The organism is Nocardia sp. NPDC127606, assembly GCF_042671725.1.
In the GTDB taxonomy this organism is placed as follows: domain Bacteria; phylum Actinomycetota; class Actinomycetes; order Mycobacteriales; family Mycobacteriaceae; genus Nocardia.
The window spans coordinates 196,143-208,843 of the sequence record NZ_JBHXWQ010000001.1; the positions used below are offsets into that span (position 1 = coordinate 196,143).

The window sequence follows — 12,701 nt, forward strand, 5'->3', positions numbered from 1 at the left end:
CAGCTGTCAAGCCTGACGCGACGTCCGCAGGAAGTCGACGAGGTCGTTGACGGTCTCGGTGGTCGGGCGGGGGCGGTAGCCGAGTTCGCGTTCGGCCTTGCCGTGGTCGACGACCGGCGCCGAGATCAGCGCGCCCAGTGCGGCTTTGGACAGGCTGTCGGAGCCGAAACGCCTGCTGATCGGCTCGATCACCGGCAGTGTCGCGCCGAGTACCTTCGCCGGGATGGCGAAACGTGGGCCCTTGGCGCCGGTGCGGGCCGCCGCCATCCGGCAGAAGTCCATCATCGTGGTCATCTCGCCGCCGAGCAGGTAGTTCTCGCCGGTGCGGCCCTTGTCGCCCGCGAGGATCAGGCCCTGGGCGACGTCGCGCACGTCGACCAGGTCGAAGCCGCCGCCGATCATCACCGGAATCCGGCCGCGCATCGCCTGGGCGGCGATGACGTTCAGCCGGGACAGGCGACCGGGGAGGTCGACCGGGCCGTAGACGCCGGTCGGATTCACGATCACCGCGTCCAGCCCGCGCTCGATCACCGGGCGCAAGGCCAGTTCGCCGGACCACTTCGACCGGTCGTACACGGGCAAGCCGGGATCGTCTGAGCGGCCGGAGGTCTCGTCGATGTGCCCGCCCGCGCGGTACTGGTCGAAAGCGTGGATGGAGCTGGTGTGGACGAACCGGCGCACGCCCGATTCCAGTGCCGCCTCGGCGGTGACGCGCACGCCCTCGGTGTTCACCCGCCACGCCAGATCGTTGCGTTCGGCGAGGGTGATCAACGCGACGAGGTGGTAGACCACCTCGGCGCCCGCCAGCGCCGCACGCATCGACGCCGGGTCGAGCACATCGCCTTCGACCCAGGTGACAGCCGGATCGGCGGTGGTCGGGGCGGCGCGGTCGATCGCGACGACCTCGTGGCCGCGCTCGACGAGCAGAGGGATCAAGTTGGTACCGAGGTAGCCGGCTGCGCCGGTCACTGCGACCTTCATGAGCCCGAGGATATAGAACATGTTCTAGTTTTGATAGTGGATCACGCAGATCGAGGGTGGCACGACTCGAAAACTGTCCGGGAGTTCGGCTATATTTGGCGCCAATCGCAGTTGGGTGGTCGCGTCGGGAGTTTCGCGTCCGTCGCTCGCTTCTGTAGTGCAGACTTTTCACGACGAGTTGGGGGGATTTCGCATGACCGATCTCTCGGTGCAAACCGAAGAAGTCGCTGCGTTCGCGGCGACCAATGGCGGGGTGGCGGCACAGGTCGCCGCGGCGGGCAATATCGACCTGGTTGCCAGCGTGTCGGCGGCGACGCCGGTGTTCGGCCTCATCGGCGCCGACTACCTGGCGATGTTCGCGGCCGCACAAGCGTTGCAGGCCAAGGACATCAACGACCTGTCGGCGAAGTTCAGCTCGCTCTCCGACGCGGCCTTCAAGACGTCGGTGACCTTCGAGACGACCGATATCGACAATGCCGCCCAACTCGCCCGTCAGGCCGCCGGCCTGTGAAGCCGCTGAGTTCGGACGCGGGCGTCATCGCTCCCGATGCCGCGATGGCCGCTGCCGATGCCGCGACGGCATCGGTGATGGGTGCGGTACCCCTCGATGCGCAGGCGATCCTGGACGTCCCGCTGATGCAGGTGCCCGAGGATGTGGCGACCGACGAGGAAGCGGTCTTCACCCTCGCGCAGAAGATCACCGACGAAGCCCAGAACGGCAGCATGTCGCCCGCCGGATTGGGTGGGCTCGGTGGCCTCGGCACCGGCATGGAGCCCCAAGACATCCTGTCGGGCGTCGCGGACGACGCGTCGTCCGCGCTGAGCGGCCTACAGGGGACGGTGGCTCAGGTCGCCGCGCCCGCGTCCGCCGCCGCGCTGACCGCGTTCGACCAGGCCAAGTCCGCGCTCACCGGCACCTCGGGTGCCGGTGCTTCGACTACCTCCGGCGCGAGCACGTCGGCCGCCGCGACGACGCTGACCGAAGATCCGGTCGCCGCACTGATGAGCGGCCTGTCGCTGCCCGCGCTGCCCGGCATCGACACCCTGTTCCAGCCGTTCCTCGACCTGCTCAGCAGCTTCGGTTCCGGCGTTTTCGGCTCGCTGGACCCGACCGCGATCCTGAGCAATTCCTCGGCGGTCATCGAGCAGGCGATGACCCTTGCCCAAGGTGGCGTGAAGACCGTCCAGCAGGTGTGGGAGGGGCAGTCCGCCGACGCGGCGACCACCGCCAGCCAGCAGGCGCAAACGCAGGGGCAGGACACCAGCCAGCGCGGCATCGATATCTCCGCGCTCACCCAGCAGGCCGCTGCCGTCGTCCAGACCGGCAACGCCCAGCTCACCACGATCGCCACCACCTTCGCGGCCCAGGCCACCGCGCTCGCGCCGACGATCATGCTGCCGCCGACCCAGGCCACGCTGATCGGCTTGGCCACTTCGCATCTCGGTGAAGCGGTGTCGGTCGTCAACGTCACCCGTGGGCAGCTGATGGGGTACACCGGCGAACTCAGCGGCGTCGTCGGGCAGTTGGCCGGCCAGAGCGGCCTGCCCTCGCCCGAGGAAGTCCTCTCCGCGGCCTCGGAGAACATCGGCGAACCGCTGCTCACCCAAGCGGAGGAGGCCCTGAGCGGCGGCGGCGATTCCTCTACCACCGCGGCGAGCACCACCGCGGGTACCACCACTCCCGGCTCGACGTCACCGTCCAGTGTCGGCACCGGTGGCAGCGGCGGTGGTTCCGGCGCCTCGCTCGGCGCGCTCGGTACCGCACGGGGCGGCGCGGGTGGCGCAGGTGGCGCGGCGGGCAGTACCGGCGGCACCCCGAGCGCGGGCACTCCGAAGTCCACCGCGGCCGTGCCGGGTGCGGCGGTTCCGGCGTCCGGCCGTCCGATGAGCACGGTGATGGGCTCCGGCACCACCACGGCCGCCGGTACCGGCGGTACCTCCGGCATGATGGGCGGCGGTGGCGCGGGAGCCGGCGCGGGCCGTGGCAACAACGAGGAAGAACACGGTCGTACCGTGCAGCCCTACCAGAGCCGCACCGGCAACGACGATCTCACCGGTCCGCTGGGCGAATCCACGCCCGACGTCATCGGTGCCGTCCACGAGGACGAACGCGACGCGGACGCGACCGCGGATCGGTTCTGACCGACAAGGGGCTCGCCGGTGAAAACCGGCGAGCCCCTTGTGGTTCAGTGTCGAACGATCAGCTCTTGAAGGCGTCGACCAGCTTCTTGTAGAGGTCGGTGAAGCGCTTGCGGGCGGCCTTCTGCTCCGGGTTGAGGCCATCGGACGCCTCGGGGGAGTAGACGACCAGGTGGGCTTCGTCGGTCGGATCGTCGGGCATCAGGTCGATGATCTGGGTGCCCCGGTTGTCGCCCGCCGGCATCCCGAAATCGGTCTCCGCGAGCGCGTTGATCTCCTCGAGCGCGGCCGAGATCACGTCGGCGGCAACCTTTCCGGTCACCTGCTTGGGCGCGGTCTCGGGTTTACGGTCCTTGCTCACCGCGTCGGGCATGTGCACGGCCTTGCCGTCGGCGAACACCTGCAGGACCGGACGTAGGTCGGTGCGCTGTGACCAGCCGTCGGGGATCGTGGTCAGGCTCACCAACGGTAGTGGCGCCGGATCGGCATGGGCGAGTGCGCTCGCGCCGCTCAGGGCGAGAGCGCAGACAAGCAGTCCGGTCAGGGTCGGGCGCATGGGTTCCCCTCGATCGAAAGACAGTGCGTGGGTATCGCGTTCGAGGCGTCAGCGTATCCCGGGCGGGTTGTCGAGGTCACGGGCGGAATAGGTGTCGCACGCCTGCACCGACCCGGTCCGGTAGCCGACGAGGAACCACTTCTGCCGCTGTTCGGAGGATCCGTGGGTCCACGACTCGGGATTCACACCGCGACCGGCCGAGCGCTGGATGCGGTCGTCGCCGACGGCATTGGCGGCCGACAGCGCGTCGCGAATATCCTTGTCGGACAAAGGCTTCAGGAAGGGCTGTCCGCCGCCCGGCGAGGGCTGCTTGTCGGCGAAGTTGGCCCAGATGCCGGCGTAGCAGTCGGCCTGCAGCTCGGTGCGGACCGCGCCGGAGGTCGCGCCCTGCGGATCGCGCTGAGCCTTGCCGATATCGCCGAGCTGGTTCTGGATGTGGTGGCCGACCTCGTGCGCGACCACGTACTCCTGCGCCAGCGGTCCCGCGCTCGCGCCGAAGCGATCGGTGAGTTCCTGGAAGAAGGCGGTGTCGAAGTAGGCGGTCTGGTCGGCGGGGCAGTAGAACGGGCCGACATCACTGGTGGCGTTGCCGCACCCGGTGCTCACGCCGCCGGTGAACAGCACCAGTTCGGGCTCCACATACTGCTTGCCGGTCTGCTTGGGCAGCTGCACCGACCACACCGCGTCCAGGCTCTGCGCGGTGGCCACCACCCGGCAGTCGACGTACTTGTTCGCGTCGGCGCCGGTCTTGCAGTGGGTCGGCGTCCCCGCGGTCCCCGGCTGCGCCTGCTGCCCGCTCTGCGCGCCGGTGAAGTTGCCGAGCACCGTCCCCGGATCGCCGCCGAGGAGCAACGTGATCACCAACAGGATCAGACCGCCCGCGCCGCCGCCGAGGGCGAGTTTGCCGCCCATGCCGGGTCCGCCGCCCGACGAAGCCCGGCCGGGATCGATCTGCATACCTTCGTTGAAGGTCATCGCGGTACTCGCCTTCGCTCGGTTGTCCAGCTGTCTCACAGCGCGATTCACCGTCGGCGGGAGCGGCGACGGCGGACAGGTGTCACAAGCTTGACACGGTGAGGAAGATATCGGTTTTCATCCGGGCACCGTGTCTCACTACGATGGCAGTGCACGCGGTCATCTGCGCCGGTGCGACAAGTCCGTGAAAGTCTGTCGAAAGGAATACCGTGCTGCGCACCCACTTGGCTGGTTCGCTGCGAGGCGAGCACGCCGGTCAGACCGTCACCCTCACCGGCTGGGTGGCGAGGCGTCGTGACCACGGTGGTGTGACCTTCATCGATCTGCGCGACGCCTCGGGCGTCTCGCAGGTGGTTTTCCGCGAGGGCGAGGCGGCCGAACAGGCCCACAAGCTGCGCGCGGAATACTGTGTGCAGGTCACCGGTGTGGTGGAACGGCGTCCCGACGGCAACGAGAACCCGGAGCTGCCGACCGGGCAGATCGAGGTCGACGCCAAGGAACTGGTCGTGCTCAACGAGAGCGCGCCGCTGCCGTTCCAGCTCGACGAGACCCCCGGCGACGAGGCCCGCCTCAAGTACCGCTACCTGGACCTGCGCCGCGAAGGCCCCGGCCACGCCATCCGCCTGCGCTCCAAGGTCAACGCCGCCGCTCGCGACGTGCTGGCGAACCACGACTTCGTCGAGGTCGAGACCCCCACGCTCACCCGCTCGACTCCCGAGGGCGCCCGCGACTTCCTGGTTCCCGCGCGCTTGCAGCCGGGTAGCTTCTATGCCCTGCCGCAGAGCCCGCAGCTGTTCAAGCAGCTGCTGATGGTCGGCGGTATCGAGCGGTACTACCAGATCGCGCGCTGCTACCGCGACGAGGACTTCCGCGCCGACCGTCAGCCCGAGTTCACCCAGCTCGACATCGAGATGAGCTTCGTGCGCCAGGACGACGTGATCCTGCTCGCCGAGGACATCCTGACCGCGCTGTGGAAGCTGATCGGCCACGAGATCGTCACCCCGATCCCGCACATGACCTACGCGGAGGCGATGCGGCGCTACGGCTCCGACAAGCCCGACCTTCGCTTCGGTGTGGAGATCACCGAGCTCACCGACTACTTCAAGGACACCACGTTCCGCGTGTTCCAGTCGGAGTACGTCGGCGCGGTCGTGATGCCGGGTGGCGCGAGCCAGCCGCGACGTCAGCTCGACGCCTGGCAGGAATGGGCCAAGCAGCGCGGCGCCAAGGGCCTGGCCTACATCCTGATCAACGAAGACGGCACCCTGGGTGGCCCGGTCGCCAAGAACCTGACCGACGCCGAGCGCGACGGCTTGGCCAAGCAGGTCGGCGCCGAGCCGGGTGACTGCGTGTTCTTCGCGGCCGGTGCGGTGAAGTCGAGCCGTGCCCTGCTCGGTGCCGCGCGCGGCGAGATCGCCCGCAAGTGCGACCTCATCGACCCGAACGCCTGGGCCTTCGTCTGGATCGTCGACGCCCCGATGTTCGAGCCGACCGCCGACGCCACCGCCAGCGGCGACGTGGCCCTCGGCTACTCGGCTTGGACCGCGGTGCACCACGCGTTCACCTCGCCGAAGCCGGAGTCGATCGACACCTTCGACACCGACCCCGGTTCGGCGCTGGCCTACGCCTACGACATCGTCTGCAACGGCAACGAGATCGGCGGCGGTTCCATCCGTATCCACCGGCGCGACGTGCAGGAACGCGTGTTCAAGGTGATGGGCATCGACCACGACGAGGCTCAGGAGAAGTTCGGCTTCCTGCTCGATGCCTTCTCCTTCGGCGCCCCGCCCATGGGCGGCATCGCCTTCGGCTGGGACCGCATCACCGCACTGCTGGCGGGCGAGGACTCGATCCGCGAGGTGATCGCGTTCCCGAAGACCGGTGGCGGCGTCGACCCGCTCACCGACGCACCCGCGCAGATCACCGCACAGCAGCGCAAGGAAGCGGGCATCGACGCCAAGCCCGAGGTCAAGGGCAAGGGCGAGGCCACCGACGCGCCGAAAGTTGTTGCGGCCGAGAAATAGCGGTCATCGGAGGTAGCCCGGTACCTTCTGGTCAGTTCCCGTATCGCCACGGCGATACCGATCAGGAGGACACCGGTGCTACATCTTCGAGTCATCAGCCCGCCCGAGCAGACCGACGAGCTGGTGCGGATTCTCGAAGCCGACGCCGGCGTCACCCACCTGACGGTGGCGCGCGGCATCGCGCTCGACCCCGTGGGCGATCTCGTCCAGGCCGATGTGGCGCGGGAGGCGGGCAACAAGGTGCTCGCCGATGTGAAGTCGCTGGGCATCGTCGAGCACGGCGGAATCACCCTCGGGCCGGTCAGCGCGGTGCTCTCCGATGCCGCGGACCGCGCCGTGCGGGCGGCGCCCGGCGATCCGAGTGACGCGGTGGTCTGGGAGCAACTGCTCAAGGAAACCCGCGAGGAGTCCTCGCTCAACGCCACCTTCGTGGCGTTCCTGACCATCGCCTGCCTGCTCGCCGCGATCGGGGTGGCGACCAACTCGCCGGTCACCATCGTCGGCGCGATGGTGGTGGGCCCGGAGTTCGGTCCGCTGGCCGCGCTGTCGGTGGCACTGGTGCGCCGCAATTGGCGGCTGGCGCGGCGCTCCATCATCGCGTTGGCGGTGGCGTTTCCGTTCGCGATGGTGGTCACGCTCGGCGCGACGATCGTGTGGGAGCAGCTCGGCTGGATCACCACCGAGGGTGTGGTCGACGCGCACAGCGTCGACTTCATCTTCGAGGTAGGTCCGTTCTCGCTGGTGGTGGCGCTGCTCGCCGGTGCGGCGGGGATGTTGTCGCTGGTCACCGCGAAGTCGGCGGCCCTGATCGGGGTCTTCATTTCGGTGACGACCGTGCCCGCCGCCGGGTACGCGGTGGTGGCGGCGACCATCGGACAGTGGCACCGGGCGTTCGAGTCGGCGGGCCAGCTGGCGCTGAATCTGGTGGGCATCGTGATCGCCGGCGTGCTGGTGCTCGAGCTGCGGCCGAAGGCGGGCGACGAGAAGGGCCCGGTCGGCCGGTTCAAGCGAGCCATCGGCATGCGGACCGTGCTCGAACGCTGACCTCTAGACGCGGGCGACCGGTCCCGCCGTCAGCATCCGGTAGGAGTACGTCACCGCGATGACGCACACCGGTCCTGCGACGAACAGGCCGAGGCCGCACAGCACCGCGCCGACGAGGGTGACCAGCATGACGGTGAGCGCCAGCAGCAGCGCCGCCCACAGATTCGCCAGCACCAGCTGCGCGCTCGCCTTGATCGCTTCCACCGGGCCGTAGTCCTGATCGATCACGAAGTGCAGCGAGAACATGCACAGGAACCCGGCGATCAGCCCCGGCGCCAGGCACAGCGACGACAGGAGCAGGGTGATGGTGAACGCGAGCAGCGAGGTCAGCAGGACATTGCCCGCGTTCACGAACCGGAAGAACGATCCGAAAGCCGGTGGGTATCCGTCGGTTTCGTAGAGCGCGCCGCGCACCATCGCCGCCTGCAGCAGCCACAGTGCGACGATCACAATCAAGAACAGCAACAGCACGCTGAACGGCGATGTCGGCTCGACGATCTGGACCACGGCGACGAAGCCGAGATAGATCAGCACACCCACCGCGGTGACGCCGAGCCACGGACCCGGGTTGGCCCGGAATCGTTCCCAGCCGTAGCTCAGCGAACGGCCGATATCGAGGGCTTGTGCTCCCGAATGGTAGTAACCGGGCGTCTGCCCGCCACCGCCCTGCGACACGCCGGATGCGGGGGCGGCGGGGTAAACCGGATTCTCCGGTTTCGACTGGGGGACCGCGTAACCGGGACCCGTGCCCGCGGGCCCGTACTGCGGTGTGGGACCGCCGTGTCCGGCAATCGGCGGCGGCGGCTCGACCGGCTCCTGCCCGTACTGGGCGGCGCCGGGCCCCTCGAATTGCGGATAGCCTGCGCCACCGGCCATTCCGTGCCTGCTCGGCCCCGAACCGGGAGCCGGTGGTTGCCCGGTTCCCTCGTGTCTGCCCGTGGGGCCGGCGAACTGTCCGCCACCGCCCGGAACAGGCGACCCGCCCGGTGAATCGCTCGATGCGGCGTACGGAGTGTCGGTCACTGTGATAGACCTTTCGACTCAACCGGTTTGCGGTGTGGCGCACAGCAGTTCACGATGAGAAAACCCGAAGACCGGCTGATGTGTCAAGCGAACAGGCACACACGCGCAACCTCGGCGCCAACACGCCGAACGACGCGGAAAGGTTGTCCAACCGCTCGCTAGAAGTGACCGGGTACGAGTAGCTTGAGAGGCGATGACCGCACTATTGGCCGAACGCGCCGCCGACGTCGTGTCCGCAGCACAACAGTTGCTCACAAAGCGAATGGGTGCTCCGGTAAAGCTGAGTGATCCGATGGAGCTCAGCGGCAGTGGTAGGACGACAGTCCTACGCGTGCGTGTTGCGGAAAACGCATTTTCGTTGCCGCGCACGCTGATCGTGAAGCAGGTGCGCGGTTCCAGTCCTGACCGCCGCGCCGGTGGTTTGGCGCCCGGCGTCGCCAGCATCGACGCCGCGTTCCTCCGCGAGGCGGTGTCCTACCAGTTCACCACCGCGCTGAGTCGCGAACAGCGGCCCGGAGCCTTCCTGATCGCCCACAGCGTTCCCGACCGGCTACTCGTGCTGTCGGACCTCGGCGAGAACGCCTTGCTCACCTCGGTGCTGCAGGCGCGCGTCGAGCCGGGCACCCGCAACTCGCTGATGGCGTTCGCGCAGGCGCTCGGCCGGATGCACGCCGCGACCGTCGGCCGCGAACCCGACTTCGTCGCCCTGATGCGCCGGGTCGACTCGGCGCATCGCGTCGACGGGATCGCCCAGCAGGCGCAGGCCGCCATCGCCGAGGTTCCGGGTCTGCTCGAAGCCGAGTTCGGCATCGAGGTGCCAGGGGAGATCGCCGAACGCATCGTGCACGGCAATCGCCTGTTCACCGGTGGCCGCTATCGCGCGTTCAGCCCGTCGGACCTGTGCCCCGACAACGTGATCATGAACGAGGAAGGCGCGCGGTTCCTCGACTACGAGTGGGGCGGTTTCCGCGACGCCACCCTCGACATCGCCTACGCGCTGGTCTCCTTCCCCGGCTGCCTGTGCGATTTCGAACTCTCGCGCAGCCGTGCCAAGGAAATGGTCGAGGCGTGGCGTTCGGCCGTGGTCGGCGTGTGGCCGTCGCTGGCCGACGACACCGTCCTGGCCGAACGGATCCTCGAGGCCCGGCTGATCTGGGTCTGGCTGTCGACGTACTGGTTCCTGCCCGCCGACCACGCCCGCATCGCCACCGCGCGGGAGCACGGGCTGTCGGTGCCGCGCTCGGAGGCACTGATCAACCGGTGGTCGGCGCTGGCCGAGGACGCCAGGATGACCGGCGACGACGCGGTCGGCGACTTCGCCGAACAGGTCTCGGCGATGCTCGAAGAGCGCTGGTCGGAGTAGCGGCGCCGAGCGGGCTCCCCATTTCCCGGCGCGACACGGGTACCGTCGGCAGGGATCTGAGGAGTTGGGAGCAGCCGTGCCGATACCGGTCACCGTCACAGTCGTCCGCAAGCAGTGGTTGACCCCGCACCTGGTGCGGGTGGTCGGCACAGTCTCGGACCGATTCAGCCCTAACGGGTTCACCGATGCCTACGTGAAGTTGATCTTTCCGGTGCCCGGCGTCGACTACCCCGAGCCGTTCGATCTCGACACCGTGCGCGCGACGCTCGGCCCGGAGAGCCAGCCCGTGCTGCGCACCTACACCGTGCGGTCCTTCGATCCGGAGCGGCGCGAGATCAGCATCGACTTCGTGGTGCACGGCGACGAGGGCATCGCGGGGCCGTGGGCGCGCTCGGTGGAGCCGGGCGCGCTGTTCTGGTTGAACGGACCCGGCGGTGCGTTCGCACCCGACCCGGCGGCCGACTGGTACCTGTTCGCCGGCGACGAATCGGCACTGCCCGCCATCGCGGCCGCGCTCGAGGCGCTGCCCGCCGGTGCGCCCGCCCTGGTGTTCATCGAGGTGGGCGGTACCGAGGACGAGATCGCCCTCGCCTCACCTGCCGACCTGCGCCTGCACTGGGTGCATCGCGGCGTGTCCTCGGACCGGATCACCGACGACCTCGCCGGGGCGCACTCGCCACTGGTGGCCGCGGTGCGTACAGCCGAGTGGCTGCCGGGACAGGTCCAGGCATTCGTGCACGGCGAGGCCGAGGCCGTGATGCGTCAGCTGCGCCCCTACCTGCGCAAGGAACGAGACGTCGCGCCGAAATGGCTCTCGATCTCGGGGTACTGGCGGCGCGGCCGCACCGAGGAGGGCTTCCGCGAGTGGAAACGGGAGCTGGCCGCCGAACGGGCCTGATCCGGAGTTGCCCGGTGCCGGTCAGCTCGTCAGCGCGACGAGTTTGCCCCGCAGATGGGCACGTTCGACCGCGTTGTCGGTGAGCAGCAACGCCGACTCGTAGGCGGCGATCGCCTCCTCGGTACGTCCGAGATCGGTGAGGAAAGCCGCGTGGGCGGCGTCGAGATAGCCGTAGGTCGCCAGCGCCGGTTCCGCGCCGAGCGGATCGAGCAGGGCCAGCGCCTGGTCCGGATCGCCGGCGAGGCCGACCGCGATGGCGTGATTGAGCAGCGCGACCGGCGACGCCGAATCGCGCAGCAACAGCCGATACAGGCCGATGATCTCTCGCCAGTCGGTGTCGGCCCACGTGGGCGCCTCGTCGTGGACCGCGGCGATCGCGGCCTGCAAGGTATACCGGTCGGTGTGTGGCAGAGCGTGTTTCACCAGTGCGATGCCCTCGACGATGGCCGCGCGGTCCCAGCGCTCGCGGTCCTGGTGTTCGAGCGTGCACAGATTGCCGTCGCCGTCGACGCGCGCTGCCCGGCGGGCGTCGGTGAGCAGGATCAGCGCCAGCAGCCCGGTCACGGACGGGTCGTCGGGGACCAGCGCGTGCATCATCCTGGCCAACTGCAGCGACCGGTCGACGAGATCGGTGCGGACCAGCACCTCACCCGCCGGCGCGGTATGGCCGGTGGTGAACAGCAGGTGGATCACCGCGCAGATGGAATCGAGCCGCTGCGGCAGTTCCCGCACCGAGGGCACCCGATACGGGATGGCCGCGACCGCGATCTTCTTCTTGGCGCGGGTGATGCGCGCGGCCATCGTGGACTCGCTCACCAGGAACGCGCGCGCCACCTCGGCGGTGGTGACACCGCAAACCAGCCGCAGAGTCAGCGCGACCTGGGCCTGCGGTGCGAGCGCGGGGTGACAGCAGGTGCTGATCAGCCGCAACCGGTCGTCGGGGATCGCCGGGTCGTCCAGGTCGGCCAACGCCAGATCGGCGGTGTCGGCGACCGGTTCGTCGACGACGAGCTGGGGCAGCGCCCGCCGGAAGGTGCTGTCGCGGCGTAACAGGTCGAGGCCTCGGCGTCGCGCGACCGTCGTCAGCCAGGCGCCGGGCTTGGCCGGGACACCGTCGCTCGCCCACGCGGTGAGGGCCGTCGCGTAGGCCTCTTGCACGCATTCCTCGGCGAGGTCGAAATCGCGGACCAGCCGCACCGTCGCGGCGAGCACGAAGGCCCATTCACGACGGTGCGCCTGCTCGACGGCCTCGGCCGCCACCGTGGTCACGACTGCGGGTAGACCTGGATCGGGCGTACCTCGACGCCACCCGTGGGGGCAGGCACCTGCGCGGCGATCGCGATCGCGGCATCCAGGTCGGGCGCCTCCAGCAAGTAGTAGCCGCCGAGCGCTTCCTTCGCCTCGGCGAACGGCCCGTCGGTGATGACGACCTCGCCGTTGGCGTCGTGGCGGATCGTGGTGGCGGTCGCGGTGGGCTGCAACGCTTGCCCGCCGAGGTTGGCGGCACCGGCGATCTGCTGGAAGGTGCGATGCGCGGCGAGCATGTCGTCGAACTCGGCGGGGGAGTACGCGGCATAGGCGGATTCGTCGCCGTAGATCAGGACCAGATACTGGCTCATGATGTGCTCCTTCGGGTGGGGGCTGCCCGCTCGTCGGGTGGCCGTACTCACCCGACGAGCGACCTCGGGCGCGATCGAC

General features: G+C 69.0%; 12 protein-coding genes. 6 read left to right on the forward strand and 6 right to left on the reverse strand.

The features are described from left to right. Nucleotides 1–6 precede the first annotated feature (6 nt). On the reverse strand, nt 7–981 hold the full coding sequence (locus ACFVJ5_RS00960; protein ID WP_379217817.1) for an NAD-dependent epimerase/dehydratase family protein: 975 nt from the start codon (nt 979–981) through the stop codon (nt 7–9). Between the two features lie 193 nt (nt 982–1,174). Here ACFVJ5_RS00960 and ACFVJ5_RS00965 point away from each other — a divergent pair, with 193 nt between their 5' ends. Both ACFVJ5_RS00965 and ACFVJ5_RS00970 read left to right on the forward strand, forming a co-directional pair. Further along, nucleotides 1,175–1,492: a type VII secretion target gene (locus tag ACFVJ5_RS00965; RefSeq protein ID WP_379217819.1), complete on the forward strand. Its 318-nt coding sequence runs from the start codon at nt 1,175–1,177 to the stop codon at nt 1,490–1,492. Then, on the forward strand, nt 1,489–3,123 hold the full coding sequence (locus ACFVJ5_RS00970) for a hypothetical protein (protein WP_379217821.1): 1,635 nt from the start codon (nt 1,489–1,491) through the stop codon (nt 3,121–3,123). The genes ACFVJ5_RS00965 and ACFVJ5_RS00970 overlap by 4 nt, the downstream gene beginning before the upstream one ends. 58 nt (nt 3,124–3,181) lie before the next feature. Here the strand turns inward: ACFVJ5_RS00970 and ACFVJ5_RS00975 are convergent, their stop codons facing one another. Both ACFVJ5_RS00975 and ACFVJ5_RS00980 read right to left on the reverse strand, forming a co-directional pair. After that, nucleotides 3,182–3,676 (reverse strand): hypothetical protein, encoded by a 495-nt coding sequence (locus ACFVJ5_RS00975; protein ID WP_379217823.1) that lies wholly within the window; start codon nt 3,674–3,676, stop codon nt 3,182–3,184. A 48-nt stretch (nt 3,677–3,724) separates the two neighbouring features. Then, nucleotides 3,725–4,651 carry a neutral zinc metallopeptidase gene (locus ACFVJ5_RS00980; protein ID WP_379217825.1) on the reverse strand — a complete coding sequence of 309 codons (927 nt, stop codon included), beginning with the start codon at nt 4,649–4,651 and terminating at the stop codon, nt 3,725–3,727. 209 nt (nt 4,652–4,860) lie between these two features. On the opposite strand from ACFVJ5_RS00980, the gene aspS reads away from it, so the two are divergent. After that, nucleotides 4,861–6,675 (forward strand): aspartate--tRNA ligase, encoded by a 1,815-nt coding sequence (gene aspS, locus ACFVJ5_RS00985; protein WP_379217827.1) that lies wholly within the window; start codon nt 4,861–4,863, stop codon nt 6,673–6,675. A 75-nt stretch (nt 6,676–6,750) separates the two neighbouring features. Next, the gene (locus ACFVJ5_RS00990) at nt 6,751–7,719 is read left to right on the forward strand and encodes a DUF389 domain-containing protein (RefSeq protein ID WP_379217829.1); all 969 of its coding nucleotides are present in this window, start codon (nt 6,751–6,753) and stop codon (nt 7,717–7,719) included. 3 nt (nt 7,720–7,722) lie between these two features. On the opposite strand, the gene ACFVJ5_RS00995 is transcribed toward ACFVJ5_RS00990, so the two are convergent. Continuing rightward, nucleotides 7,723–8,742 carry a hypothetical protein gene (locus ACFVJ5_RS00995; protein WP_379217831.1) on the reverse strand — a complete coding sequence of 340 codons (1,020 nt, stop codon included), beginning with the start codon at nt 8,740–8,742 and terminating at the stop codon, nt 7,723–7,725. A 193-nt stretch (nt 8,743–8,935) separates the two neighbouring features. On the opposite strand from ACFVJ5_RS00995, the gene ACFVJ5_RS01000 reads away from it, so the two are divergent. Together ACFVJ5_RS01000 and ACFVJ5_RS01005 are read left to right on the forward strand one after the other, a co-directional pair. Continuing rightward, a complete protein-coding gene (locus tag ACFVJ5_RS01000; RefSeq protein ID WP_379217833.1) occupies nt 8,936–10,105 on the forward strand; it encodes a phosphotransferase family protein in 1,170 nt (389 codons plus the stop codon). A 76-nt stretch (nt 10,106–10,181) separates the two neighbouring features. Further along, on the forward strand, nt 10,182–11,003 hold the full coding sequence (locus tag ACFVJ5_RS01005; RefSeq protein ID WP_379217835.1) for a siderophore-interacting protein: 822 nt from the start codon (nt 10,182–10,184) through the stop codon (nt 11,001–11,003). 21 nt (nt 11,004–11,024) lie between these two features. On the opposite strand, the gene ACFVJ5_RS01010 is transcribed toward ACFVJ5_RS01005, so the two are convergent. Both ACFVJ5_RS01010 and ACFVJ5_RS01015 read right to left on the reverse strand, forming a co-directional pair. Continuing rightward, nucleotides 11,025–12,272, reverse strand: coding sequence for an RNA polymerase sigma factor (locus tag ACFVJ5_RS01010; RefSeq protein ID WP_379217836.1), 1,248 nt, complete (start codon nt 12,270–12,272; stop codon nt 11,025–11,027). Further along, nucleotides 12,269–12,622, reverse strand: coding sequence for a YciI family protein (locus tag ACFVJ5_RS01015; RefSeq protein WP_379217838.1), 354 nt, complete (start codon nt 12,620–12,622; stop codon nt 12,269–12,271). The genes ACFVJ5_RS01010 and ACFVJ5_RS01015 overlap by 4 nt, the downstream gene beginning before the upstream one ends. Between the last annotated feature and the right edge of the window lie 79 nt (nt 12,623–12,701).